This is a genomic window from Pseudomonas sp. AC112 (assembly GCF_979253545.1).
On record NZ_CEEDCM010000001.1, the window covers coordinates 3,741,902 to 3,764,797 of the forward strand.

Sequence of the window (22,896 nt, forward strand, 5' to 3'; positions counted from 1 at the left end):
AAATCGATAACTGGATCGTGGGCGCAGTATATTTACCGCCGCCAGGGCTGAAAAATGCCTTATTCCTCTGTCAGCCATCGGATTCAGCTATGGATGTTCGTCACCTCAAGGCATTTCTCGCGGTCTTTGAAGAACGCAATATCACCGCCGCAGCCCAGCGTTTGTTTATCAGCCAGCCGACCCTGTCGGTGACCATCAAGCAACTGGAAGAGGAGTTGGGCGTGGCGCTGTTCCTGCGCCAGCCGCGTGGTGTGGAGGTCAGCGCCGAAGCGCGGGTGTTGTACCCCCAGGCGCGGCGCATGGTGGCGGAAGCCGAGGGGTTGAGCCGGCTGTTTCGCGGGGGCGAAAATCGCATCGCCCTGGAGCTGGGGGTGGAGGGCGATATTGCCGACAGCCAGATCGAAACCTTCCTGCGCATGGCGCACCAAGGCCTGCCCGGACTACTGCTGACCTTGCAGGAAGGCTGCCAAGGCGAAGGGCGCCTGGCCGTGGAGGAAATGTGCTGCGAGGACGAATTGTTCCTGCCGCTATGGGACGAGTCCTACGTGATGGCCTTGCCTGCCGCGCACCCGATGGCGCAGGCGGGAGCGGAACAGGCGTGGGCGCCGATTGAAGACTGGATCACCTGCCCGCAACACGATTCCCATCAACGCTTGATGGCCCTGTACGGTCGCTCGCCGCAATCAGTGGCCGGGCATGCTGGCTCGCTGACCCAGGCCTTGCACATGGTGGCAGCCGGTGTGGGCGTGGCAATGTTGCCGCAGTCATTGGCGGCAGAGCGCGCAGGCGTGGTGATTCGCGAATGGCACCTGCCGGCCCCCACGCGCCGAGTCGGATTGTGCTTCGCCGCGCAAGCCTTGGAGTCGCCCGCATTACGTGCGCTGCACGAGTATTTCCAGACTAATCGCCCGCCGCAACTCGTAGCCGCTTGACTCATATCGAACGTTCAACGTTTGCCAATGTAGGCGCTGGCTTGCCAGCGATAGCGGCGTAACAGTCGATACCGCTATCGCCGGCAAGCCGGCTCCTACACGGGTGGCGAACTATTCGAGCATCTGGTTCAACATCCAACTCCCGGCTGGCCCCGGTGGATATTGCCGCGACCACAGTGCATCCACCGCCACCGAGCGTGGCCAACCCCGGACGTTGAGTTCAACCAGCCCGGCATTACCAAAACGCTCCACCAACCAGCGTGGCAATTCCGCCCAGCCGAAGCCGAGTTGAGCCATCTCCATCAGCATCAGAAAACTCGGCGCCGACCATACACGGCCCGATGGGCGCGTTTCGTTGGGGCTGATGATGCTCCCCAGGCGCAGTTCACGGTGTTGCTGCAAGGCTTGCGGGTCGATGTTTTGGACGCGGGTCAAAGCGTGAGTGGGGGCGACGAACAGCGCGATTTCCGTGCGTTCGGCCACAGGCGAGCGCGTCAGGTCGGGCGGGTAAACCTCCTGGGCTTCGATCAAGGCAATCTGTGCGCGGCCGCTTTGCACCAGGGCGATCAAGTCTTCGCATTCGGCGATCAGCCATTCCAACTCAAGGTCTGGGTAGCGCTGTTCGAAGGCCTTGAGGGCGAGCTCAAAGCGTTCCGACTGGTACGTATCCGACATGGCGATCGTGACCTTCGGCTCCAACCCCTGGGCCAACTGGCTCGCCGCCAACTCAAGGCGACTGCTGGCCTCCAGCACCTGCTCGGCGCGCTGCAGCAACACATGGCCGGCGGGTGTCAGGGTCGGCTTGCGGCTGCTGCGATCGAACAGCACCACATCCAGGTCAATCTCCAGGCTTGCCACCGCCGCGCTGACGGTCGACTGGCTCTTGCCCAGCTTGCGCGCCGCCGCAGAAAACGAACCCTGGGTGGCCGCCTGGACAAACGCTTGCAACACTTCGTGGGAGGCCATGACTATCGCCTTGATCGATGGTTATTAGTTATGAAGTATCGAGTCAAAGGGTAATCATGGCAACCATCACCACTCACGGAGACGGGTTATGCACCCCACCAAGTCGATGACTGAACGTGTTTGCCAAGCCTTGGGTTTCGAAGGCCTGGCCTTGTTGATCTGCACACCGCTGCTGGTCTGGATCACCGGCCGGCCGGCCCTGGAAATGGGCGCGGTGACCTTGGGCTTGAGCCTGCTGGCGCTGACCTGGAACATCATTTTCAACAGCCTGTTCGACCGCCTCAAGGTGCGCCTGCAACTCTCCGGCGGGGGCTGGACGCGGGTGCTGCACGCGCTGATGTTCGAAGGCGGGCTGATCATTGTCGCCGTGCCGTTGATCGCCGCGTGGCTGAACATCAGCTTGATGCAGGCGTTCATGCTGGATATCGGTGTGCTGCTGTTCTTCCTGCCGTACACCTATGTGTATCACTGGGGGTATGACGTACTGCGGGAAAAATTCATGCAGCGCCGCGCACTGGCCCTGTAGGCGCCGGCAAGGGCGTGAGCGAGGCTACGAAGTCGAGGAACGCCCGCACTTTGGCGGCGGGCAAATGCCGCGACGGGTAGTAGGCGTACAACGGAAAGCGCTCGTCCGGCCAGTCGGGGAACAACTCCACCAGGGCGCCGCTGTTCAGCGCCGGCGCCAGGCCGAGGTCGAGCATCTGCGCCACCGCATGCCCGTGCTCGCACACGCTGTACAGGGTGCTGGCGTCGTTGACCACCAGGCGGCCATCGGTGCGCACGATCACCTGTTCGCCGGGCCGGTGGAATTCCCAGGCAAACGGGCGACCGGTCTGCGAGTCGCGAAAGTCCAGGCACATGTGCCCGGTTTCCAGGTCTTGCGGCGTATTCGGCCGGCCGTAGTGCGCAAGGTAAGCGGGGGAGGCCAGGGTGAGCACGCGCACTTCCATCAGCTTGCGTGCGATCAACGAAGACGATTGCGGGATGCCAAAGCGGATTGCCAGGTCGAAGCCGTCGGCCACCAGGTCGCCGAGTTGGTCGCGGGTGTGCAGGTCCAGTTGCAGGTGCGGGTACTGGCGCATGAAGTCGCCCAGCACCGGGCCCAAGACCAGTCGCGAAAAATAGGGGTCGATATTCACCCGCAGGCGCCCGCGCACGGTCAATGCACTGTCGGCGGCGGCGTTGGCGGCCTCTTCAAGGCCGGCCAGCAGCGGGGCGATTTCCTGATAGAAACGTCGCCCCTCATCGGTCAATTGCACCGAGCGGGTGGTGCGGTCGAACAGGCGGATGCCCAGGCGTTTTTCCAGGCGTGAAATCGCGCGGCTGACCCCCGAGGGGGTCATGTCCAGGCTGTCGGCGGCGCGGGCGAAACTGCCGCTGTCGACCACCGCTGCCAACACGCCCATGCCACCGGCCAAGCCTGGATCAAAACTCATCGATGATTGCCCGTCAGTGATCTGAAGGCATTGATGCTAGCGCAGAATGTTTAAAGAAACATGCCGCCCGAGGCCTCGATGCGCTGCCCGGTGATCCAGTTGCTGCCATCGGCCAGCAAGGTGGAAATCGCGCCGCCAATGTCGTCTGGTAAACCGGCGCGACCCAGGGCGGTGTTGTTGGCTACCATCGCATTCAGATCCGGGTTATCGCGCACCGCGCCGCCGCTGAAGTCAGTGGCAATCGCACCGGGGGCCAGGGTGTTCACGCTGATCCCGCGCGGGCCGAGTTCCTTGGCCTGGTAGCGCGACAGCACTTCTATCGCACCCTTCATCGATGCATAGGCCGAATACCCCGGTAGGCTGAACCGCGCCAGGCCGCTGGAAATATTGATGATGCGCCCGCCATCGCTGATCAGTGGCAGCAGTTTCTGCGTGAGAAAGAACGGTGCCTTGAAGTGGATGGCGACCAATTGGTCGAACTGCGCTTCGGTGGTCTCGGCAAAACTGGCATGGGCGCCGATGCCGGCGTTGTTGATCAGAAAGTTGAAGTGATCCTGTGCGAAAACATCCTTGAGCAGCGTGCTGACTTCGCTGACAAAGGCATCGAAACGGCTGCTCTGGCTCACATCCAGTTGCAACATGGCGGCGCGGCCTCCCAGGGCCTGAACCTGTTCGACCACCGCTTGGGCTTCAGCCGCCGCGCTGTGGTAAGTGCCGATGATGTCAACGCCCTGCGCCGCCAGGTGCAACGCGGCGCTTTTGCCCAGGCCACGGCTGGCGCCGGTGATGAGTGCGATTTTACGGGTCATGGTGCGGTCCTCTCAGGTGATCAGTGGGGCCCAGTGTATTTATTCGCCCATAACGTGATAAACAGCGCTATACCGGAATCACTGGCCGGATAAGGCGAACAATCCCATGAACAAACTTGAGCTGCTGCGCACCTTCGTGCGCGTCACCGAACTGTCGAGTTTTACCCAGGCCGGCGAGAGCCTGGGCCTGCCGCGCTCTACCGTGTCGGAACATGTGCAAGCGCTGGAAGAGTTGCTCGGCGCGCGTTTGCTGCAACGCACCACGCGCAAGGTGCAGGCGACCCAGGATGGGCGTGTGCTGTATGAGCGCAGCAAAGACTTGCTGGCGCACATGGAAGAGTTGGAAGGGTTGTTTCGCCAGGATGAGGCGCAACTGACCGGGCGGATTCGCGTGGACATGCCCAACGTGATGGCGCGCGGCATGATTCTGCCGCACCTGCCGCTGTTCATGAACAGCCACCCGCTGATCCAGATGGAAATCAGCAGCTCGGACCGCCAGGTCGACCTGATCGCCGAGGGCTTCGACTGCGTCTTGCGGGTGGGCGCCCAGCCCGATCAAAGCGTGGTGGCGCGCCGGGTGTGCAGCATGCCGATGGTCAACTGCGCAAGCCCGGCCTACCTGCAGCGCCAGGGTGTGCCGCACTCCCTGGCTGACTTGGCGAACCACCAACTGGTGCATTACGTAAGGCCGCTGGGTGCGCGTTCACCGGGCTTCGAATATCAGGCGGGCGGCAAGGTGCTGCGGGTGCCGATGGATGGGCGTGTCACCGTCAACAGCACCGATGCCTATCAGGCGGCGTGCCTGGGCGGCTTTGGTATCACCCAAGTGCCGCTGCTGGGTGTGCGCGATTTACTGGCCCGGGGCGAATTGGTCAGCGTCTTGCCGGACTACTTGGCGCCACCGCTGGAGGTCTCCCTGCTCTATGCCGGCCAACGCCATTTGCCGCAACGGGTGCGGGTGTTCATGGATTGGCTCGCCGCCACCTTGCAAGCCCAGCTCTAACGCCGCGCCGACAGTTGCTGCGGTGCCAGGAAGGCGTCGTGGAAGTAATCCCGCACCGCCTGCATCGCCGGGGTGAACGCGCGTTCGCGGTGCCAGGCCAGGCCGACGCTCATCGGTGTGACGGGGTCGGTGACGGTCAGGGTTTCGATGCGCTTGCCTTCCAGCGACCAGGGCCGATGCACCAGGTCTGACAGGATCGCCACACCGCTGCCATTGGCGACCATGCTGCGCACCGCTTCCACCGAGCTGGTGCGCAGCCGCACCTTGGGCGTTTGCCCCGCCTGCTCCCAATAGCGCATGGCGCTGTGTTCGGCCTCATCGACGGTGAGCAGGATGTAGGGCTCCCGGGCCACGTCGGCCAGGCTCACGGCGCCGCGTTCGCACAGGGGGTGATGGCTGGGCAGCCACAGGCGGCGTTCCGAATTGAACAGGATTTCCGAGACAATATCCGGGTGGGTGAGGTTGGCGGTGAGCACCACCGCCATGTCGAATTGACCGTCGAGCAAGCCCTGTTCGATGGCCTGGCGTTCCTGCTCGAAAACCTCGATGGTCACGTCCGGGTGCCAGTGTTCCATGCGCTGCAAGTGGTGCGGCAGGAAGTAGCCGAGCACCGTGTAGCTGGCGGCCAGGCGCAGCACGCCGCTGGCGCGGTAGTCGGGCAGCGGGCTGTTCAGGGCATCGTCGACACTGCGCAGGATCACGTAGGCACGGTTGAGAAAGTGCCGGCCCGCGTCGGTCAGGTTCATGCCTTGGGCCGATCGCACGAACAGCTGTACGCCGAGCATCGCCTCCAGCTCCTTGATCGCCGTGGTCACCGCCGACTGAGAGATGTTCAGGTGGATGGCCGCCTGGGAAATCTGGCCGATTTCGGCGGTGGCGACGAAGTAGCGCACTTGGCGCAGGGTCAGGGACATGCCGCGTTCCTCGTAGGAGCCCGGCTTGCCGGCGATGGCGGTCTCAAGCCTTGTGATAGGTCAGATGACGCCATCGCCGGCAAGCCGGGCTCCTACAGTGGGTGGTGGTTTGGGGTATCTGATTTTCAGAAGATGGGCCATCTGATAATAGATCTTCCCAAGGGGTCAAGCCGCAGCCTACTTTTCCAGCATCACTTAGGCGGAGCGACTCTGATGCAGGCAGTGGATTTCAACTCGGACATGGGCGAAGGCTTCGGCCCCTGGACCATCGGCGACGGCGTCGACGCGGAGCTGATGGCCTATATCAGCTCGGCCAACATTGCCACCGGCTTTCACGCGGGCGACCCCGGCACCATGCGCCGTACTGTCGAACGCGCCAAGCAACTGGGCGTGGCCATTGGCGCGCATCCGGGCTTTCGGGACCTGGTCGGCTTCGGACGTCGTCACATCAACGCCCCGGCCCAGGAGTTGGTCGACGACATGCTCTACCAACTCGGCGCCCTGCGCGAAATCGCCCGCGCCCAAGGCCTGACCCTGCAACACATCAAGCCCCACGGTGCGCTGTACATGCACCTGGCCCGTGATGAAGAAGCGGCGCGGCTGCTGGTGCAGAACCTGCAAATCATCGAACCGACGCTGTTGTTGTACTGCATGCCCAACTCGGTGATCTGGCGCGTGGCCAAGGAGCTGGGGCAGCCGGTGGTGCGGGAGTTTTATGCCGACCGTGAGTACGATCTGACCGGCTCCATCGTGTTTACCCGCAATGTGCGAGCGTTGGATCCTGCAACGGTGGCGGCGCGCGTCCTGCGCGCCTGTCAGACCGGGCTGGTGCGAACCGTGGAAGGCGAAGACCTGTTTATTGAATTCGATTCCATCTGCCTGCACAGCGACACGCCGGGTGCCCTTGAGTTGGTAGAGGCGACCCGCGACGCGTTGGACCGAGCGGGCATCACCGTCAAAACACCACAATAAAAACGATTCCTCAATTTTTTCGCCTGCCTTTCTACAATGATTCCAAGAGGAACAGACATGGCTGAAACGTCCCCCATCCGCTACAGCTTCGGCGGTGATGAACACCTGTTTGCCGAGGTCAGCGACAGCATGTCCCTGGAGGCCTTTTTCAAAGGCATGGCCGTGACCCGTGCAGTCGAGCGCCTGGCGCTGGAAGGCGTGCTGGATGTGTGCCTGGCCAATGCGTCGTTCCAGATTCGCTTCGACCCCGACCGCATCGCGCCCCACGCATTGCTCGATGCGGTGCAGACCGCCGAGGCCCAGGCCGTGGCCGAACGCACCCTGAGCACGCGCATCATCGAAATCCCGGTGCTGTACAACGACCCCTGGACCCATGAAACCCTCATGCGTTTTCGCGATCGCCATCAAGACCCCAGCGGCACCGACCTGGAGTACGCCGCACGTATCAACGGCCTGGCCGATGTCGACGCGTTCATTGCCGCCCACAGCGGTGCGCCGTGGTTTGTGTCGATGGTCGGCTTTGTCGCGGGCTTGCCGTTCATGTTCCAGATGGTCGAGCGCGAGCGCCAATTGCAGGTGCCCAAGTACCTGCGCCCGCGCACCGACACGCCAAAGCTCACCCTCGGCCATGGCGGCTGTTTTGGCTGCATCTACTCGGTACGCGGTGCCGGCGGTTACCAGATGTTCGGCGTGACCCCAGCACCGATCTACGACCCGGCGCAGCAGTTGGCGTACCTCAAGGAACACATGGTGTTCTTCCGTCCTGGCGATATCGTGCAGTTCAAACCCATGGACCGTGACGCGTATGACCAGGCAGTGGCCGAAGTGGACGCAGGACGTTTCGACCTACGCATCCGTCCCGTGGAATTTTCCCTCGACGCCTTTCTCGCCGACCCCATCGGTTATCCGAAATCCCTGCAGGAGGCACTGGCATGATCAAGGTCCTTAAACCCGGCCTCGCCACCTCCGTGCAGGACCTTGGCCGCGAAGGTTACTACCACTTGGGCATCCCGCCGTCAGGTGCGCTGGACCAGTACGCGCTGAGTGCGGCCAACCACCTGGTGGGCAATCCGGCCGGTGCGGCGGGCCTGGAATGCACACTGATCGGCCCCGAACTGGAGTTTCAGCAGGACGCGCTGGTGGCCCTCAGCGGTGCCTTGATGTCGCCGCGCCTGGACGGTGAAGTGGTGCACCAGGACACCGCGTTCCAGGTGCGCGCCGGGCAGGTCTTGCGCTTTGAGTTTCCCAAGGCCGGCGCCCGCACCTACCTTGCAGTGGCCGGTGGTATCGACGTGCCATTGGTGCTTGGCAGCCGCTCCACCTACACCCTCGGCGCACTCGGCGGGTTTCACGGTCGACGCTTGCAGGAGGGCGATGAATTGCCCATCGGTGAAGCCAGCGGCACGGGCCGGGCGGGCAACAGCCTGCCGATGGCGTTGCGCCGGTCAGTGGGTGGTGACGTGACCCTGCGCGTGGTGCCGGGGCTGTATTACGAGCGCCTCACTGATGCGGCCAAGAGCAGCTTCTTTTCCGAGCCGTGGACCGTGGGTTCCGAAGCTGACCGTATCGGCTATCGCTTCAAAGGTGGCAGTGCCTTGAGTTTCCAGCCACGTGAGCAGCCGTTTGGCGCGGGGTCGGATCCGTCGAACATCGTCGACAGTTGCTACCCGATTGGCTCGATCCAGGTGCCGGCGGGCCTGGAGCCGATCGTGTTGCACCGGGATGCGGTGTCGGGCGGTGGCTACGCGATGATCGGCACGGTGATCAGCGCCGACCTGGACCTGATCGGGCAAATGCAGCCGAACCAGCGCGCGGGGTTTGTAGCGGTGACGCTGGAGGAAGCGTTGGAGGCGCGGCGGGTGTACAAAAAACGGCTGAAGGCTATGACTGGGCTCTTCAATCACTGAAGAAATACAACTTCAAATGTGGGAGCGGGCTTGCTCGCGAATGCGGTGGATCAGTCAATTAATAGGCTGACTGACACTGCGCATTCGCGAGCAAGCCCGCTCGCACATTGTTGCCCTGTGTGGTGTCAGAAGAGTTGGGTGAACAGCCAGTAGAGGCTACCTGACAGCAGGATGGCCGCCGGCAACGTCAGCACCCACGCCATCGCCAGGTTGCGGATCGTGCGCATCTGCAACCCGCCCCCGTTCGCGACCATGGTCCCCGCCACACCCGACGACAACACGTGGGTGGTCGACACCGGCAACCCATACATGTCCGCCGCGCCGATGGTCAGCATTGCCACCATTTCTGCCGAGGCGCCCTGGGCGTAGGTCAGGTGTGTCTTGCCGATCTTCTCGCCGACGGTCACCACGATGCGCTTCCAGCCGACCATGGTGCCCAGGCCCAACGCGATGGCCACGGCGATCTTCACCCACAGCGGAATGAAGCGTGTGGAACTGTCGATCTGCTGCTTGAACAGTTGCAGCTTGCCCTGGGTGTCGGCATCGAAGTTGCCGACCTTGCCCTTGTCCATCAGGCGAATGGTTTCGCTGGTCAGGTACATGTCGTTACGCACGTTGCCGACGGCCTCGGCGGGCACTTTGGCCAAGGAACCGTAGCCTTTGACTTCATCACCGATCTGCCCGGCCAGGGCGGCGAGGGCGGGGACCAGTTCCGGAGTGGCTTCCTTGGTACGCACGTAGGTCGAGAGGATCGGGCGCGGATCGCCGGTCAGCGCTTGTGGTGCGCTTTTCACCAGGGCGACCTGGGTGACTTCGGCGACGGCCGCGAACTGCAACGACTGCTCGGCCGGCATGGTGCGGTTCAGCGCGTAGGCCATCGGCAGGGTGCCTACCAGGATCAGCATGATCAGGCCCATGCCTTTCTGCCCGTCGTTGGAACCGTGGGCAAAAGACACGCCGGTGCAGGTGGCAATCAGCATGCCGCGGATCCACCACGGCGGCGGGGTGTCGCCTTTTGGCGCCTTGTACAGCGCGCGGTTCTTGACGAAGGCACGCAGGGCCAGCAACAGCATCGCCGCAAAGGCAAAGCCGATCAGCGGCGACAGCAGCAAGGCGTAACCGATCTTGATCGCCTGGCTCCAGTCCACCCCGCTGGTGCCGTCACGCCCGTGCATCAAGGCATTTGCCACGCCCACGCCGATGATCGAGCCGATCAGGGTATGGGACGAGGACGCCGGCAAACCCAGCCACCAGGTGCCGAGGTTCCACAGGATTGCAGCGATCAACAGGGCGAAGATCATCGCGAAACCGGCCGACGAGCCCACCTGCAGAATCAACTCGACCGGCAGCAACGCAATGATGCCGAACGCTACCGCGCCGCTGGAAAGCAGTACGCCAAGGAAGTTGAAAAAGCCTGACCACACCACCGCAAAGTGCGGCGGCAAGGAGTTGGTGTAGATCACCGTCGCCACGGCATTGGCGGTGTCGTGGAAACCGTTGACGAACTCAAACCCCAGGGCGATCAACAGTGCCACACCCAGCAGCAAGAACGGCGTCCAAGTGGTGAGTTGGGCGCCCATTTCGTGCATGTCATGCATCAGGCTGTAGGCGGTGAACAACAAGCCCATGGCGAGCACGGCGAAGAAGATGATCACTGTCACCAGGCTGGGCTTCTTGTCCAGCCTGGGTTTGGGGGCAGCAGGTGAGGAGTGGGGGGAGGCAGTCAGGGAAGGGGTGGCCATGCCGGAGCATCCAGTGTGATGAGGATGTCGTTCATATTCATTGCAGAATGTTACAGAGATGCTGCCACAGGTCAGTGTTTCATCGATCCGCCATGCCGCCGGTCCATAAACACCACGCCCTGTAGGAGCCGGCTTGCCGGCGATTGCGGTGCATCAGGCAATGAAGGGTTACCGGCAGAACGCCATCGCCGGCAAGCCGGCTCCTACAATTGATAGCCCTTCAATTCAGTAGTCTTTGCGCTTTCTGAAGGCCCAGCGCCCGGCAATCAACGTGAAGGTCGCGACGAGCGCCACCAGAATCCAGAAGCCTTCCGGGTCTTGGGAAAGCGGCACTCCGCCTACGTTCATGCCGAAAAAACCGGCGATGATGTTGATGGGCAACGCCAGCACCGTCACCACCGTGAGGGTGAACAGCGTGCGGTTGCTTTGCTCGTTGAGGTTGGCGGCGATTTCTTCCTGCAACAGCTTGATGCGTTCACCCAGGGCCATCAGGTCGTTGATGATCAGCGCAAACTCCTCGGTGGATTTTCGCAGCTCCTTCACGTCTTCCTTCTGCAGCCACTGTGGCGGCCGGTTGAGCAGGCGCAGCAGCGAGCCCGGTTCCAGCGCCAGCAGGCGTTGCAGGCGCACCAGCACCCGGCGCGCCGCACCGAGTTCGGCGCGGTTGGTAGACAGGCGCGAAGACAGCAACTGGTCTTCGATATGGTCGACGCTGATGCTGGTCTTGCGCACGATCTGGGTCAGCACCTCACCCTGGTCGCGCAGCAGGTGCACCAGCAGGGCCAGCGGCGAGCGAAAGCTTTCACCGGCTTTCACCGACGAGCGCAGCTTGTCCACCGAGTGCAGCGGTTGCAGGCGCGCGCTGATGAGCAAGCGACTGCGGGCGCAGACCCATAGCGTGGAAATATCCGACGAGACCATGCTGCTGAAGTTGAACACCACGTCGTTGACCACCGCCAGCAAGGCCGAGTCGACGTGCTCGATGCGCGTGGAACGCGAGCCTTCATGCAGGGCTTCGAAGAATTCTTCCGGCAGGTCCAGGTTTGCCTGCATCCAGCGCTCGCACGCCGCGTGGGCGAGGTTCAGGTGCAGCCACAAAAACTCTTCCGGGTCGTCTGGTTGCCGCAGTGCCTGGAGCGCCGTGGCCGAATCGATCTGCTCGCCCTTTTCACCGGGGCGAAAACGGAAACCGTAAAGCAAGCCAAACAGGTCGGAGTCCTGGTGGCTGTGGTCAATGCTGTGGTTCATGAGGGCTCGCAGAGAAAAGGCCTGTAGGACGTTTCACAGGTCGCGTAGCGAATCATTGCAAGGGGATTTGACAGTTTTGTGACGGTTTGCGAAATATTTCTCTGAGGTGACATTTATTTGACCGTCTGTCAGGAACCGTTCAAGAAGCCTCTAGCACGGCCGATCCAAGGCATTAAGCACCGCTGTGGATGGGCGTTGCTTTTGATGACAAGGAAGTTACGGCGTGCATGCACCCCTTCCTTGTATCGAGGCTTTTCCCCGATGAATGTTTTGCGAACCTCCTTGAGAGCACAAATCCTCTCGCTGCTCGGCGGCAGTCTGTTGGCGATGCTGTTGATCGCGCTGGCCTGTTTCAATTTCCTGTCCAACGGGGTTCAGAGTTATCGCAGTTTGATCGAGGGGCCACTGCTGACCTCACAGTTGATCGACGAGGCCAACCTGCAATTCAAGGTTCAGGTGCAGGAATGGAAAAACGTCTTGCTGCGCGGCAAACAACCCCAGGACATGGAGAAATACTGGGGCCAGTTCCAGGACCGTCAGCGCGATGTGCAAAGCATCCTCACGCGACTGGTCACCCAGACCCACAGTGACCCGGCCCTGAGCCGACGCATCGAAACCCTGCGCCAGGAACACCAACAACTGGGCGCGGCCTACCAGAAGGGCCGCGATGCCTATGTGGCAGCGGGTGGCGACGCAACCGCCGGCGACGCGGCGGTCAAGGGCGTGGACCGCGCCGCCAGTGAGCAGATGAGTGCGCTGGTCAGTGACTTGCGCGAACAAGGCAGCCAGCAATCCAAGGCCATCAGTGCCTACGCCGAGCGCACTGTGCTGGTGGGCCTGGCGATTATGTTGCTGTCCGGTGTGTTGATCGGCTTGTTCAGCTTGTGGCTGATCAACCGCAACCTGATCCTGCCGATTCGCAGCCTGATCGACTACGTGACGCAACTGAGCCACGGCCGCTTCGCCGAGCGCGTGGCCAGCCGGCGCCAGGATGAACTCGGTCATCTGGCCGCTGCTGCGAATACCTTGCGCGACTTCCTCGCCGAAACCTTCAGCCGCTTGCAGCGCAGCGCCACCGACCTGGTCGGCGCCAGCGGCGAGTTGAATGCCATCGCCGGGCAGATGGCGACGGGGACCAACGATCAGTTCAACCGCACCGACCAAGTGGCTACGGCCATGACCGAAATGTCGGCCACCGCCCAGGAGGTCGCGCGCCACGCCGCCAGTGCTTCGCGTGCGGCCGATGAGGCGGACCACTCGGCCCGTGAAGGCGGCGAAGTGATGAAAGTCACTATCGCGACCATCGGCCAGATGCGCAACGAGATCCTCAACACCGGCACCATCATTCGTCGTTTGGAAACCGACAGCGTGCGCATCGGCAAGGTGCTGGAAGTCATTCGCGGCATCGCCGAGCAGACCAATCTGCTGGCGCTGAACGCCGCCATCGAGGCCGCGCGCGCAGGCGAAGCCGGCCGTGGTTTTGCCGTCGTGGCCGATGAAGTGCGCAGCCTGGCACAACGCACGGCGGCGTCGATCATCGAGATCAACGGGATTATCGAGGCGGTGCAAACCGGCGCGGTGGATGCAGCCGAAGCGATTGTGAGCGGTCAGTCGTGCAGCGATGACAGTGTGGAGAAGGTCACCCAGGCCGGCGCCATGCTGGCTCACATCACTCAGGCGGTCGAGGCGATCCGTGACATGAACCGCCAGATTGCCACGGCGGCGGAGGAGCAGACCTCGGTGGCCGAAGACATCTCGCGCAACATCACGCAGATCACCACGGTGGCGACGACCAACCTCGACAACGTCAAGCGCACCGAAGCGGCAAGCCACAACTTGCGTGGATTATCGACCGAGTTGAATGAAGTGACGGCCCGCCTGGGCGCTTGATCAGGCCGTTGGCAGGCGGAAGGTAAATACAGTGCCGTGCTCGGCGTTGGTGGAGACGCTCAACTCACCGCCATGGGCGTCGGCGATCTGCTTGACGATATACAACCCCAGTCCCAGGCCGGCCTGGGGTGTGTCCTTGGCGGGGCGTGAGTAGGGCTCGAACAGGCGGGGCAAGGCCAATGCGTCGATTTGCCCGGGGTTCTTGACCGTCAGGTTGAACTGGCCTTGCTCGATCTTTGCCGTGACTTCCACCGGCCCATCGTGACGGCCATGGTGGATAGCATTCGCGACCAGGTTGGAGAGCAACTGCGCCAGGCGGTCGCGGTCGCCACTTACGCCCTGCAGGTTGCCGATGTCCGCGTGGATCAGCCGTTGCGGGTGCACGCTTTGCACTTCCGAGACCACATGCAGCAAGGCCTCTTGCAAACCCAGGCAATCGCTGATGTTCAGCGGGATGCCGCTGCCCAGGCGGCCACGGGCAAAGTCCAGCAAGTCTTCGACCAACTGCGCGGCGCGGCGACCGCTGGCGAGGATATGGCGTACGAGGGTGTCGGTGGCCGGGTCGGGGAATTTGCGCAGCAGCCGCTCGGCACCGAAGTTGATCGCGAACAGCGGGTTGCGCAGGTCGTGGCCGAGCACGGCAATGAATTGCTCGCGCAGTTCGGCGGTGCCCCGCTCTTCCTGCAATTGCGCTTGGGTGTGAAGCGCGGCTTCCTCGGCTTCGATCTGCAGGGACAGCACCCGGGCGAATGACTCCATGGTCGACTGGATGCTGCTGCTGCGCAGGTCGGCCGGGTTGGGGTCGAGGGCGCAGATAGTGCCGAAGAACCTGCCGTCGGTGCGGAACACGGGAACCGAAATGTAGCTTTCGAATTGGTAGAGGCGCGGGGTGTGGTGGTCGTGGTAGAGCGGGTCTTCACTGGCCTTGTCGATTACCACGGACACATGGGAGCCGCGAATTTCGTGGCAGATCGTGGTGGTGAGGTCCAGTTCACCGCCCACACCGAGGCCGAAGTCCAGTTGGTCGAGCACGGCGCAGGCGGTCCAGGTGTCGTCGGTCACCCGCGCTACGGCGGCAAAGCGCAGGCCGGTCATGTCGCTGATGACCTTGAGCATCGCGGGGACGGCACTGATGCGGCCAATGGTGGCGATGTCGGCGGCTTTTTGCCCCATGCAGCACTCTCGATCCAGAAGGTGGTGAGCGTTATGCCCCGGCCAATGAGTGGGATTTTAGCGACCTTGTGGGTTGTAGGTGTAATTTCATTCGTTAAGTAGGGATTTTTCCTATGCGCGGGCACAAAAAAGCCGCGCTACCCGAAGGCGCGCGGCGTTGAATGAAGCGGTGACTCAGCTGTCGATCTTGTCTTCCAGCACGGCGCCGGTCTTGGCGTCGAGCTTCACTTCAAACTTCTTGCCGGCGGTGTCGGTCAGGTCAACTTCGTAGACCAGTACGCCGCTGTTGTTATGGTCCAACTCGGTGTCAGTGATGGTGGCACCCGCGTGTTTGGCCACGGCGGCAGCATTGAGTTTGTCGAAAGGCATCACTGCGCCAGACTTGAGCAGGCCTTCAATATGGTCTGGGCGAACATCGGCCTGGGCCAGGCCAGCGGTCAGGGTCAGGGCGGTAGCGGCGAACAAAGCGGTCAAGGTTTTCATGGTGTGTCCTTCTCTGGTGAGCTGTTTAAGTGGGGCCAGATTAACCAGCGCAACTTAATTCACCCTTAATTAATTCAAACAGTTGCGCAGTTTGTTCAATCCGCCAAGCGCGGGGGATTTCATGCTGGAGGCTCACTTGAAGGGAGACTCGGCATGAAACGGTTAGTGAGTTGGATCTATGCGCCGGCATTTCTGTTCGGCTTTATCGGCTGCGGACTGTGGCAGCCACACGCGCTGATTTTGCTGTTCATTGCAGCGGTTGGGGTGTCGTTCCTGGTGGAGCAGTGGTTGCCTTATGAACCGCAGTGGAATCGCAGCCTGGGCGATCGTCGGCGCGACACCTTGCACGCCCTGATCAATGAAAGCCTGAATGCCGTGGGCTTGTTGATCTTGCCGGGGCTCACCGCGCTGTTGGCGATTGAAGGCCTATGGCCGCGCGGTTGGCCGCTGTGGGAGCAACTGCTGATGGCGATTGTGCTCGCCGATGCCGGTATCACCTTGATGCATTACGCCAGCCACCGCATTGCCGCACTGTGGCGCCTGCATGCGGTGCATCACAGCGTGCAGCGGCTCTACGGCTTCAACGGCTTGATGAAGCACCCGTTGCACCAGATGCTCGAGGCCACGGCAGGCCTGTTGCCGTTGATCCTGCTGGGTATTCCCTTGGACGTTGCGCAACTGCTGGCGCTGGCCATTGCCCTGCAATTGCTGTTGCAGCATTCCAACGTGGACATGCGCCTGGGGCCATTGCGCTGGGTGTTCGCCTGGGCGCCGGTGCACCGGTTTCACCACATGAAGTACGGTCGCGCCGGGGACGTGAATTTCGGGCTGTTCTTCAACCTGTGGGACTGGCTGTTGGGCACGGCGTTTTATCGCGAGGGCTATCGGATGGGGCCGGGGGACTTGGGGATTGGCAGCCGGCCGGATTTCCCGCGGGCGTATGGGGCGCAGCTGTGTGATCCGTTCAGGCCGGTTGGCCTGAGCAAGGAACCACCACTGCCGGACGATTTACGTTAACAGCTGAACATCCAACTGGCGCAATGAGGCGGCTGCTGTCACACCAAACAACTGCTTCATGGTCCGCGAGAAATGCGCTGAATCAGCAAAGCCCGCGCCGTGGGCGGCCTCGGTCAATGTGCCGCCGGCCAGCGCCAGTTGCAGGGCGATGCGCAACCGTCGCCACAGCACCAGCCGGCGCACGGGCAAGCCGAGTTGATCGGAGAACAGCCGCTCCAGTTGGCTTAATGACAGGTGCGCGGCCTGGGCCACGGCCTGGGCTGACACTTTACCGGTGAGTTGTTGATCCAGTGCGGCGAGCGCACGCTCCAGGCGCGGATCATCCAGGCTGCGCCGGGGGAGTTGGCGCAAGGCCTCAAGCGACAGGTCCTGGTGCAGCAGAGGGGCGATATCAAACACGGCAGGTTCGGCATATAGCACCGTGACCTCACCTTGAGTCTCAAGAATGGCGTGAGCCTGTCGCGAAGGGATAAACAGGCGATGGGCCGAAGTGACCTGCCCCTGCAGGCTGACCGTGATCGGCGCGCCGGGGCAGACCATCAACTGGTGGGCGTAGTGCGCATGGGGCGCGGTGCGCCCCAGCTCGCCGACGATCAGGCCGTAGTCACGCCCCAACCACAGGCGGCCTGACCATTCGGCCTTCACTCAGTACTTATAGTCGTTCAGCAGGTCCTGCACGCTGGACGACGGCCAGCGTTTGTAGAACTTCAGCAGTTCGGCGGCACGGTTGGTGAAGATGCCATCGACGCCGACCTTCATCACTTTCTCGAAGTCCACCGGCTCATCGACGGTGTAGACGTGCACCAGCAGGCCTTTGTCGTGGGTCAGCTTGTTCATTTCTGGCTTGACCAGGTCCGAGTAGCTCTGGTCGCCGTGGTGGGTCAGCTCAGCCGATGGACCGGTGCCGATGGCGCCGAGGCTCTTGGCTTCGTCGACCCATTTTTCGAACTCGGCGGCGTCTTTCGGCTCTTGCTTGGCATAGTAGGCGGCCTTGGTGGTTTCGCCGGACTCGGCAAACGTCTGCTTGTTTTTCGGCTCGATGCTGCCTTCGCCTACCCACAGCAGCAGGATTTTCGGGGTGTTGGGCATTTCGTTCTGCAGCTCTTTGAGGCTGGCAACCTCGAAGGTTTGCAGGACCACGCGGCCCTTGCCCTGGCCAACGCCGGTGTTGCTCTTGCCCAGCTTGGAGCCGGCGGAGCTCAGCCAGCCTTTGTCCAGGAGCTTGTTCTTGAGGTCGGCTTCGATGCCCGGGAATTGCTTGGGCTCCTTGGTTTCGATGTACAGGCCGGGTTTGTGCTGCGGGTTGCCTTCGGCGATCTTGATGATGTCGTCCAGGCTCTGGATCTTCAGGCCGACGAAACCTGGGCGCGCGCGGTCCGGGTAGGCGGCGTTGAACCAGCTGCCGGCGTCGAGGGTTTGCAGTTCTTTCCAGGTGAACTCGTTGGCCGGGGCGTCCTTGCGGTCGGGGAACTTGGTGGCCACGTCGGTGGTGCGCTGCAGGTTGTTGTCATGCAGGGCGAACAGCACGCCGTCCTTGCTGCGCTGCAGGTCCATTTCCAGGTAGTCGGCACCCAGGTCGCGAGCGACCTTGTAGGCGGCGGCGGTAGACTCGGGGGCATCAAAGGACGCGCCACGGTGGGCGATCACAGCCGGGTACGGAATGCCTTCGTTTGTCGCCAATTCAGCCGGGCTGATCGGGTCTTGCGCATGTGCCTGGCCAAGGCCGAGCATCAGGGCGAGCAGCAGGGCGCTCTTGGTAAACGTGACAGGCATATGCGAAGTCCTTTCGTGGAGGTAGCTTTGAGAAGGCCTCCTTTTTAACAATTGATTGCGAAAGGCGCTATCACCAAACCGACATTAACGTGCGCACGAGCAAAATTTTCGGGTTTTTAAAGGAAGCATTGCAGTATTCTTGGCCGCAGCTGCCCCGTCAGAGGGCGGTACCTCCCGCCACGCGTGTAAACCATCTATCCAGTCCCCGTGGGACTTTTCAGTGAGGTTTACCATGCGCATCACTTCCGAGCTTATCTGCCAGGCCGCCGACCAACTCCACGGTTTTGTTGGCCTGAACCGCAAGACGGGCCAGTACATCGTGCGATTCAGCGAAGATTCCTTCGGCATGGACGTGGCCGATGACGGCATCATCCCCACCGCCGAATTCGTCTGGCTACCGGCCCCGGAGCAGACCATGACGCTGTCCCGCGAACGCATCCAGTTGCTGCTGGACCAGAACATCGACGACCGCATCAATATCACCGAGCCGCTGCGGGTGTATATGCGGCGCGTGGAGATCCCGCAGATCAGTGCGTTGCGCAGTCTGGTGAGCTAGCTCGCTTCAAAACTGTAGGCCCGTTCGACTTTGCATACCCGGGTCTGGAAGGCCGAGTACCAAGTGGCGCGCCCCTGTTCGCGCACCGCCTGGTGCTCGGCCTGCTGCTTCCAGGCCAGGATGGCCGCTTCACTCTCCCAGTACGACACGGTGATGCCCAGTCCGTCTTCCCGTGCGGACTCCACGCCGATGAACCCCGGTTGTTCACGCGCCAGTTCCAGCATGCGGCTGGCCGCCTGGCCGTAGCCTTGATCGCCTTCGGTGCGCAGTGAGCTGAAGATCACCGCGTAATAGGGCGGCGAAGGTGTGCGGGCGATCATTCGGACGTCGCCTGACAAGCTTTGAGCAGGGCCATCGCCAAGGGCGGGGTAATACCTTGCAGCGCGGCGCGTTCGGGTTGGAAGAGGGTGGCGACGAAGAACGGGTGGTCGAGCAGTTCCACCGCGCGCAGGTCGCCGGCCGAATCATGGCCGCTGGGAATCAGGTCGCCTTCGAGCAAGGCATCGAGGAACTCGGGGTTCACGCCGTAACGGCAGCGATAACCTTCCTGCACATCCAGGGTGCCATAGGCCTCGGCGATCCGGGTGTAGGGCGCCAGGCGCACGGTGTCGGTGGCCTCCACCAGGGCACAGCTCAGTGGCGCGATCACGGCGCGCTTGGCCTGCGGAGCGAGTTCGCCATGCTCGGCATCCTTCCAGCCCAGGACATTGCGCGCATATTCCAGCACGGCATGCTGAAAACCGCCGCACGTGCCGAGGAACGGTCGGCGCTGCTCGCGGGCAAACCGGATCGCCCGCATTGCGCCGTCAGTGTCGCGGTAAGGGCTGGCGGGGACGCACCAGAAACCGTCGAAGTCATGCAGTGATTGGGGCAGGTTATCGGTGTCGAGCCACCGCACGTGAACCCCCAGGCCGAGGCTCTCGGCCGCCTGTTGCAGCGCCACGGGGATGGCCTGGTGGGCGATGACATCGGGGTTGTAATCGCCGATCAGGGCGAGGTGCAAAGGCGTGGTTTTCATCGTGTACATCCCATGGCTTGTGGTGTCCTGAGGCGCACTATAGATTGGCGTTCACGCAATCAATATTGGCGTTTGCCCACATGCTCAATGCAGCCGCGCACTATTCAATTGACTACCCCGACCTGTCGCTGATCCTCGCCCTGGTGCGCGGCGGCACCCTCGCACGGGCGGCCGCGTTGTTGCGGGTGGACGTGTCCACGGTGTTCCGCGCCGTGCGGCGCCTGGAGGCGGCACTGGGCCAGACGCTGTTTGAAAAAAGCCGCGCCGGTTACTTGCCCACCAGCCTGGCGAGCAATTTGGCGCAGCAGGCGGAACGCGCCGAACAGGCGTTGGAAGCGGCGCGCATCGGCGTGGAGCAGGGCGGTGAAGTGATCAGCGGCACGGTGCGCCTGACCTGTACCGATTCTGTGCTGCAAGGCTTGCTGTTGCCGGCTCTGGCGCAATTCATGCCGCAGTACCCGGCGTTGATCCTGGAACTGAGTACGTCGAATGACTTCGCCAACCTCAGCCGCCGCGACGCGGATATCGCGCTGCGCCTGACTCGCACGCCGCCGGAGCATCTGGTGGGCCGGCGCCTGGCCAATGTGGCGTATCGGGTGTGCGCCAGTCCGGGTTTCGCCCAACAACACGAAGGCCGCGAGCTGGCAGACCTGCCATGGATCGCCCCGGATGACTTCCTGCCCGACCACCCCACGGTAGCCTGGCGCCGCGAGCACCTGCCCGGCGTGCGTCCCAGCTATCGCTGCAACAGCATGTTGTCGGTGACCGAACTGGTGCGTGCAGGGTTGGGGGTGGCGGCGTTGCCAGACTTTCTAGTCGGGGATCGCCTGCAACCACTGGGCCCCGCGTTGGCGGGGCACGACACGGCGTTATGGTTGCTCACGCGCCCCGATTGTCGGGCGCTGCGCTCGGTGGTGACACTGTTTGACGAGCTGGGGCGACACCTGCGGTTGCCTTAGGTTTTTCGCACAAAGTGCTCATGCATTTCGCACGTCAGGCTTTCGATATGCTCGGTCAGTTTCTTAGTCATTTCCGTGAGCCGAGTGTTCTGCTCCAGCAGCTCCAGCAGCTGTTTGGTGGTCTGCGCGGCCTGGGCCTGGCGTTCGGTATTGGCAATTGCCAGGGCTTCACGGTGCTGGGCGTCGGCATCGGACTGGGCTTTGTCGCGGGCCGCCTGGCGCGTCTGGGCCAGCAGGATCAGCGGCGCGGCGTACGCCGATTGCAGGCTGAACGCCAGGTTGAGCAGGATGAACGGGTACACGTCGAAGTGCGTGACCCCGGTCATGTTCAACACCACCCACAGCACCACGATTGCGGTTTGCGCGCCCAGGAAGGTCGGTGTGCCGAAGAAGCGCGCGAAGGCTTCGGCCTTGAGGGCAAAGGTGTCATTGCCGAAGGTCGGTGCCAGGTGGGCGTGGGGACGATGGAAGCGCAGGTGGTCGACGGGGGCGGCTGCAGGCTTTTCTGGGGTCATGGCGGGCTCGGGTCATCAACAAATAGTCAGTAAAGCACTATAGACCGAGCCCCCGGCCGCCCGCATGAAGATCGGGTCAGTTGGCCCCACGCTCATTGGCAAACGCACTCACCGCTTGCACGGCCTCGCTGGTGCCTTCGCGAATCTGCAGGATCACCGTGCCGGCGCGGTTGGCCAGGTCGACGCCTTGCGCGGCACGGTCGCGGGTGCCGTCCATGCTGTGGATGGCCTGACGGGTTTCATCCTGGATCATCGCGATCATGCTGGAGATTTCCGCCGTGGAACCACTGGTGCGCGCCGCCAGTTGCCGTACCTCGTCGGCCACCACGGCAAAGCCGCGACCTTGTTCGCCTGCCCGCGCGGCCTCGATGGCGGCATTGAGGGCCAGCAGGTTGGTCTGGTCGGCGATGCCGCGAATGGTGTTGACGATGGTGGTGATCTGCTGCGAACGCTCGCCCAGCTTGGCGATCTTCTGCGAAGAGCCATCGATGTCGGCAGCGATTTCGCGCATGCCGCTGGCCGTCTGCTGGATAACCTCGGCGCCTTTCTCGGCGATGTCCCGGGTGTTCAGTGAGATGTGGTACGCCTGGGCGGCACTGGCGGCATCGGCGGCATGTTGCTGCACCCTGGCAGTGACGTCCGAGGCGAACTTGACCACTTTGCACAGGCGCCCACTGGCGTCGTACACCGGGTTGTAATTGGCTTCGAGCCACACCGTCTGGCCTTTTTTATCCACCCGCTCGAACTGGCCGCTGAACAATTCGCCCTGGTTCAAACGTCGCCAGAAATCGCTGTAGGCCGAACTGTTGGCCAACTCGGTGGTGCAGAACAGGCGGTGATGCTGGCCCTGGACCTGTGCCAGGGTGTAACCCATGCGCTGCAGGAAGTTCGCGTTGGCGGTGATGATAGTACCGTCGAGGTTGAACTCGATCACCGCCATGGCCCGGCCGATGGCTTCGAGCTTGGCGTTGGCTTCGCTCTCGGCCTGCAGGCGCGGGGTGACGTCCATGGCGTATTTCACCACTTTGACCACCTGGCCCGTGCTGTCTTGCACCGGGTTGTAGCTGGCTTCGAGCCACACTGACTGGCCATCGCCGGCCACCCGTTCAAAGGTGCCGGATTGGAACAGGCCGTTGCGCAGGTTCGACCACAGCTGGCTGTACTCGGCACTGCGGGCAAACGCCGGGGTACAGAACATGCGATGGGACTGGCCTTCGATCTGATCGGCGCGGTAGCCCATGGTCTGGAGGAAGTTGGCATTGGCCCGCAGCACGTTGCCGTGCAGGTCGAATTCGATCACCGCCATGGAGCGCTCGATGGCGTCCAGCAGGCTGGTGTGTTGGGCAAGGGTGTGTTGCAGGGACTCTATGGTTTTCTTGTGCGCGTTGAATAGCATGTTCGGGTGCTCGGGCAAGCAGACTGCTGGAGTTTCCTTGGGTATGCGCCTGCCCCCGTAAGGCGTGCGCTATACGGTTGACTTGCTCATTGTCAGCTTCCTTGTGCTGACAGAGGGGGTGGAACAACGGGTTAAGAGTGATCAGCCTGACAAGAAGTTCGCCCCAAGGGCAGGACCTTTTTTGGGT

Annotated in this window: 24 protein-coding genes and 1 pseudogene; 11 read left to right on the forward strand and 14 right to left on the reverse strand. The window is 62.4% G+C overall.

Going from position 1 to position 22,896, the window contains the following annotated elements; genetic code table 11:
- Positions 1-89: 89 nt before the first annotated feature.
- A complete protein-coding gene (locus AC0IYN_RS17315) occupies positions 90-932 on the forward strand; it encodes a LysR family transcriptional regulator (protein ID WP_457240330.1) in 843 nt (280 codons plus the stop codon).
- Positions 933-1,043: 111 nt separating this feature from the next.
- Here AC0IYN_RS17315 and AC0IYN_RS17320 read toward each other — a convergent pair whose 3' ends face one another.
- Complete coding sequence (locus AC0IYN_RS17320; RefSeq protein ID WP_406599719.1) at positions 1,044-1,898, reverse strand: LysR family transcriptional regulator; 855 nt, start codon at positions 1,896-1,898, stop codon at positions 1,044-1,046.
- An 88-nt stretch (positions 1,899-1,986) separates the two neighbouring features.
- Between AC0IYN_RS17320 and AC0IYN_RS17325 the strand changes: the two genes are divergently transcribed.
- Positions 1,987-2,424 (forward strand): multidrug/biocide efflux PACE transporter, encoded by a 438-nt coding sequence (locus tag AC0IYN_RS17325; RefSeq protein ID WP_406599720.1) that lies wholly within the window; start codon positions 1,987-1,989, stop codon positions 2,422-2,424.
- Here the strand turns inward: AC0IYN_RS17325 and AC0IYN_RS17330 are convergent.
- Together AC0IYN_RS17330 and AC0IYN_RS17335 are read right to left on the reverse strand one after the other, a co-directional pair.
- A complete protein-coding gene (locus AC0IYN_RS17330; RefSeq protein WP_406599721.1) occupies positions 2,396-3,334 on the reverse strand; it encodes a LysR family transcriptional regulator in 939 nt (312 codons plus the stop codon). The two genes, AC0IYN_RS17325 and AC0IYN_RS17330, sit on opposite strands and share 29 nt — an antisense overlap.
- Positions 3,335-3,384: 50 nt before the next feature.
- Positions 3,385-4,143, reverse strand: coding sequence for an SDR family NAD(P)-dependent oxidoreductase (locus AC0IYN_RS17335; protein ID WP_471842360.1), 759 nt, complete (start codon positions 4,141-4,143; stop codon positions 3,385-3,387).
- A 106-nt stretch (positions 4,144-4,249) separates the two neighbouring features.
- Here AC0IYN_RS17335 and AC0IYN_RS17340 point away from each other — a divergent pair, with 106 nt between their 5' ends.
- On the forward strand, positions 4,250-5,146 hold the full coding sequence (locus tag AC0IYN_RS17340; RefSeq protein WP_471842361.1) for a LysR family transcriptional regulator: 897 nt from the start codon (positions 4,250-4,252) through the stop codon (positions 5,144-5,146).
- On the opposite strand, the gene AC0IYN_RS17345 is transcribed toward AC0IYN_RS17340, so the two are convergent.
- Complete coding sequence (locus AC0IYN_RS17345) at positions 5,143-6,060, reverse strand: LysR family transcriptional regulator (RefSeq protein ID WP_406599725.1); 918 nt, start codon at positions 6,058-6,060, stop codon at positions 5,143-5,145. The two genes, AC0IYN_RS17340 and AC0IYN_RS17345, sit on opposite strands and share 4 nt — an antisense overlap.
- Positions 6,061-6,273: 213 nt before the next feature.
- Between AC0IYN_RS17345 and AC0IYN_RS17350 the strand changes: the two genes are divergently transcribed.
- The 3 genes from AC0IYN_RS17350 to AC0IYN_RS17360 are packed head-to-tail and all read left to right on the forward strand — an operon-like array spanning position 6,274 to position 8,939.
- Positions 6,274-7,032 (forward strand): 5-oxoprolinase subunit PxpA, encoded by a 759-nt coding sequence (locus tag AC0IYN_RS17350; RefSeq protein ID WP_457248883.1) that lies wholly within the window; start codon positions 6,274-6,276, stop codon positions 7,030-7,032.
- A 57-nt stretch (positions 7,033-7,089) separates the two neighbouring features.
- Positions 7,090-7,968, forward strand: coding sequence for a 5-oxoprolinase subunit B family protein (locus AC0IYN_RS17355; protein ID WP_471842362.1), 879 nt, complete (start codon positions 7,090-7,092; stop codon positions 7,966-7,968).
- A complete protein-coding gene (locus tag AC0IYN_RS17360) occupies positions 7,965-8,939 on the forward strand; it encodes a 5-oxoprolinase subunit C family protein (protein ID WP_406599599.1) in 975 nt (324 codons plus the stop codon). The genes AC0IYN_RS17355 and AC0IYN_RS17360 overlap by 4 nt, the downstream gene beginning before the upstream one ends.
- A gap of 125 nt (positions 8,940-9,064) precedes the next feature.
- Here AC0IYN_RS17360 and AC0IYN_RS17365 read toward each other — a convergent pair whose 3' ends face one another.
- On the reverse strand, positions 9,065-10,681 hold the full coding sequence (locus tag AC0IYN_RS17365) for an inorganic phosphate transporter (RefSeq protein ID WP_457267625.1): 1,617 nt from the start codon (positions 10,679-10,681) through the stop codon (positions 9,065-9,067).
- Between the two features lie 225 nt (positions 10,682-10,906).
- Positions 10,907-11,929 carry a transporter gene (locus AC0IYN_RS17370; RefSeq protein ID WP_078049920.1) on the reverse strand — a complete coding sequence of 341 codons (1,023 nt, stop codon included), beginning with the start codon at positions 11,927-11,929 and terminating at the stop codon, positions 10,907-10,909.
- 846 nt (positions 11,930-12,775) lie between these two features.
- On the opposite strand from AC0IYN_RS17370, the pseudogene AC0IYN_RS17375 reads away from it, so the two are divergent.
- Positions 12,776-12,886 (forward strand): annotated as a pseudogene (locus AC0IYN_RS17375) (hypothetical protein); the annotation flags it as partial.
- A 228-nt stretch (positions 12,887-13,114) separates the two neighbouring features.
- Positions 13,115-13,819, forward strand: coding sequence for a methyl-accepting chemotaxis protein (locus AC0IYN_RS17380; protein WP_457232407.1), 705 nt, complete (start codon positions 13,115-13,117; stop codon positions 13,817-13,819).
- On the opposite strand, the gene AC0IYN_RS17385 is transcribed toward AC0IYN_RS17380, so the two are convergent.
- Both AC0IYN_RS17385 and AC0IYN_RS17390 read right to left on the reverse strand, forming a co-directional pair.
- Positions 13,820-14,992 carry a GAF domain-containing sensor histidine kinase gene (locus AC0IYN_RS17385; protein WP_406599600.1) on the reverse strand — a complete coding sequence of 391 codons (1,173 nt, stop codon included), beginning with the start codon at positions 14,990-14,992 and terminating at the stop codon, positions 13,820-13,822.
- Between the two features lie 174 nt (positions 14,993-15,166).
- The gene (locus AC0IYN_RS17390; protein ID WP_406599601.1) at positions 15,167-15,475 is read right to left on the reverse strand and encodes a PepSY domain-containing protein; all 309 of its coding nucleotides are present in this window, start codon (positions 15,473-15,475) and stop codon (positions 15,167-15,169) included.
- A 153-nt stretch (positions 15,476-15,628) separates the two neighbouring features.
- Here AC0IYN_RS17390 and AC0IYN_RS17395 point away from each other — a divergent pair, with 153 nt between their 5' ends.
- Positions 15,629-16,492, forward strand: coding sequence for a sterol desaturase family protein (locus AC0IYN_RS17395; protein ID WP_457240101.1), 864 nt, complete (start codon positions 15,629-15,631; stop codon positions 16,490-16,492).
- Here the strand turns inward: AC0IYN_RS17395 and AC0IYN_RS17400 are convergent.
- Both AC0IYN_RS17400 and AC0IYN_RS17405 read right to left on the reverse strand, forming a co-directional pair.
- Complete coding sequence (locus AC0IYN_RS17400) at positions 16,484-17,137, reverse strand: helix-turn-helix transcriptional regulator (RefSeq protein ID WP_406599603.1); 654 nt, start codon at positions 17,135-17,137, stop codon at positions 16,484-16,486. The genes AC0IYN_RS17395 and AC0IYN_RS17400 overlap by 9 nt on opposite strands.
- Positions 17,138-18,265 (reverse strand): glycerophosphodiester phosphodiesterase family protein, encoded by a 1,128-nt coding sequence (locus AC0IYN_RS17405; RefSeq protein WP_471842363.1) that lies wholly within the window; start codon positions 18,263-18,265, stop codon positions 17,138-17,140.
- Positions 18,266-18,497: 232 nt separating this feature from the next.
- Between AC0IYN_RS17405 and AC0IYN_RS17410 the strand changes: the two genes are divergently transcribed.
- Positions 18,498-18,821, forward strand: coding sequence for a DUF2025 family protein (locus tag AC0IYN_RS17410; RefSeq protein WP_032891062.1), 324 nt, complete (start codon positions 18,498-18,500; stop codon positions 18,819-18,821).
- Here AC0IYN_RS17410 and AC0IYN_RS17415 read toward each other — a convergent pair.
- Both AC0IYN_RS17415 and AC0IYN_RS17420 read right to left on the reverse strand, forming a co-directional pair.
- On the reverse strand, positions 18,818-19,141 hold the full coding sequence (locus AC0IYN_RS17415; protein WP_028617643.1) for an antibiotic biosynthesis monooxygenase family protein: 324 nt from the start codon (positions 19,139-19,141) through the stop codon (positions 18,818-18,820). The genes AC0IYN_RS17410 and AC0IYN_RS17415 overlap by 4 nt on opposite strands.
- Entirely contained in the window at positions 19,138-19,839 is a 702-nt protein-coding gene (locus AC0IYN_RS17420; protein ID WP_406599605.1) for a CTP synthase C-terminal region-related (seleno)protein, read from the reverse strand. The genes AC0IYN_RS17415 and AC0IYN_RS17420 overlap by 4 nt, the downstream gene beginning before the upstream one ends.
- A gap of 80 nt (positions 19,840-19,919) precedes the next feature.
- On the opposite strand from AC0IYN_RS17420, the gene AC0IYN_RS17425 reads away from it, so the two are divergent.
- Positions 19,920-20,798: a LysR family transcriptional regulator gene (locus tag AC0IYN_RS17425; protein WP_406599606.1), complete on the forward strand. Its 879-nt coding sequence runs from the start codon at positions 19,920-19,922 to the stop codon at positions 20,796-20,798.
- On the opposite strand, the gene AC0IYN_RS17430 is transcribed toward AC0IYN_RS17425, so the two are convergent.
- A complete protein-coding gene (locus AC0IYN_RS17430) occupies positions 20,795-21,313 on the reverse strand; it encodes a DUF1003 domain-containing protein (RefSeq protein ID WP_406599607.1) in 519 nt (172 codons plus the stop codon). The two genes, AC0IYN_RS17425 and AC0IYN_RS17430, sit on opposite strands and share 4 nt — an antisense overlap.
- 76 nt (positions 21,314-21,389) lie before the next feature.
- Positions 21,390-22,709, reverse strand: a complete 1,320-nt coding sequence (locus AC0IYN_RS17435; RefSeq protein WP_457240098.1) for a methyl-accepting chemotaxis protein — start codon at positions 22,707-22,709, stop codon at positions 21,390-21,392.
- Positions 22,710-22,896: the final 187 nt, after the last annotated feature.

Coding starts and splice junctions, on each gene's coding strand:
- AC0IYN_RS17320 (WP_406599719.1), bottom strand. CDS start 1,898: ATGGCCTCCCACGAAGTGTTGCAAGCGTTTGTCCAGGCGGCCACCCAG.
- AC0IYN_RS17420 (WP_406599605.1), bottom strand. CDS start 19,839: ATGAAAACCACGCCTTTGCACCTCGCCCTGATCGGCGATTACAACCCC.
- AC0IYN_RS17385 (WP_406599600.1), bottom strand. CDS start 14,992: ATGGGGCAAAAAGCCGCCGACATCGCCACCATTGGCCGCATCAGTGCC.
- AC0IYN_RS17360 (WP_406599599.1), top strand. CDS start 7,965: ATGATCAAGGTCCTTAAACCCGGCCTCGCCACCTCCGTGCAGGACCTT.
- AC0IYN_RS17410 (WP_032891062.1), top strand. CDS start 18,498: ATGCGCATCACTTCCGAGCTTATCTGCCAGGCCGCCGACCAACTCCAC.
- AC0IYN_RS17350 (WP_457248883.1), top strand. CDS start 6,274: ATGCAGGCAGTGGATTTCAACTCGGACATGGGCGAAGGCTTCGGCCCC.
- AC0IYN_RS17355 (WP_471842362.1), top strand. CDS start 7,090: ATGGCTGAAACGTCCCCCATCCGCTACAGCTTCGGCGGTGATGAACAC.
- AC0IYN_RS17405 (WP_471842363.1), bottom strand. CDS start 18,265: ATGCCTGTCACGTTTACCAAGAGCGCCCTGCTGCTCGCCCTGATGCTC.
- AC0IYN_RS17390 (WP_406599601.1), bottom strand. CDS start 15,475: ATGAAAACCTTGACCGCTTTGTTCGCCGCTACCGCCCTGACCCTGACC.
- AC0IYN_RS17425 (WP_406599606.1), top strand. CDS start 19,920: ATGCTCAATGCAGCCGCGCACTATTCAATTGACTACCCCGACCTGTCG.
- AC0IYN_RS17415 (WP_028617643.1), bottom strand. CDS start 19,141: ATGATCGCCCGCACACCTTCGCCGCCCTATTACGCGGTGATCTTCAGC.
- AC0IYN_RS17345 (WP_406599725.1), bottom strand. CDS start 6,060: ATGTCCCTGACCCTGCGCCAAGTGCGCTACTTCGTCGCCACCGCCGAA.
- AC0IYN_RS17380 (WP_457232407.1), top strand. CDS start 13,115: ATGTCGGCCACCGCCCAGGAGGTCGCGCGCCACGCCGCCAGTGCTTCG.
- AC0IYN_RS17435 (WP_457240098.1), bottom strand. CDS start 22,709: ATGCTATTCAACGCGCACAAGAAAACCATAGAGTCCCTGCAACACACC.
- AC0IYN_RS17395 (WP_457240101.1), top strand. CDS start 15,629: ATGAAACGGTTAGTGAGTTGGATCTATGCGCCGGCATTTCTGTTCGGC.
- AC0IYN_RS17340 (WP_471842361.1), top strand. CDS start 4,250: ATGAACAAACTTGAGCTGCTGCGCACCTTCGTGCGCGTCACCGAACTG.
- AC0IYN_RS17315 (WP_457240330.1), top strand. CDS start 90: ATGGATGTTCGTCACCTCAAGGCATTTCTCGCGGTCTTTGAAGAACGC.
- AC0IYN_RS17365 (WP_457267625.1), bottom strand. CDS start 10,681: ATGGCCACCCCTTCCCTGACTGCCTCCCCCCACTCCTCACCTGCTGCC.
- AC0IYN_RS17430 (WP_406599607.1), bottom strand. CDS start 21,313: ATGACCCCAGAAAAGCCTGCAGCCGCCCCCGTCGACCACCTGCGCTTC.
- AC0IYN_RS17330 (WP_406599721.1), bottom strand. CDS start 3,334: ATGAGTTTTGATCCAGGCTTGGCCGGTGGCATGGGCGTGTTGGCAGCG.
- AC0IYN_RS17335 (WP_471842360.1), bottom strand. CDS start 4,143: ATGACCCGTAAAATCGCACTCATCACCGGCGCCAGCCGTGGCCTGGGC.
- AC0IYN_RS17370 (WP_078049920.1), bottom strand. CDS start 11,929: ATGAACCACAGCATTGACCACAGCCACCAGGACTCCGACCTGTTTGGC.
- AC0IYN_RS17325 (WP_406599720.1), top strand. CDS start 1,987: ATGCACCCCACCAAGTCGATGACTGAACGTGTTTGCCAAGCCTTGGGT.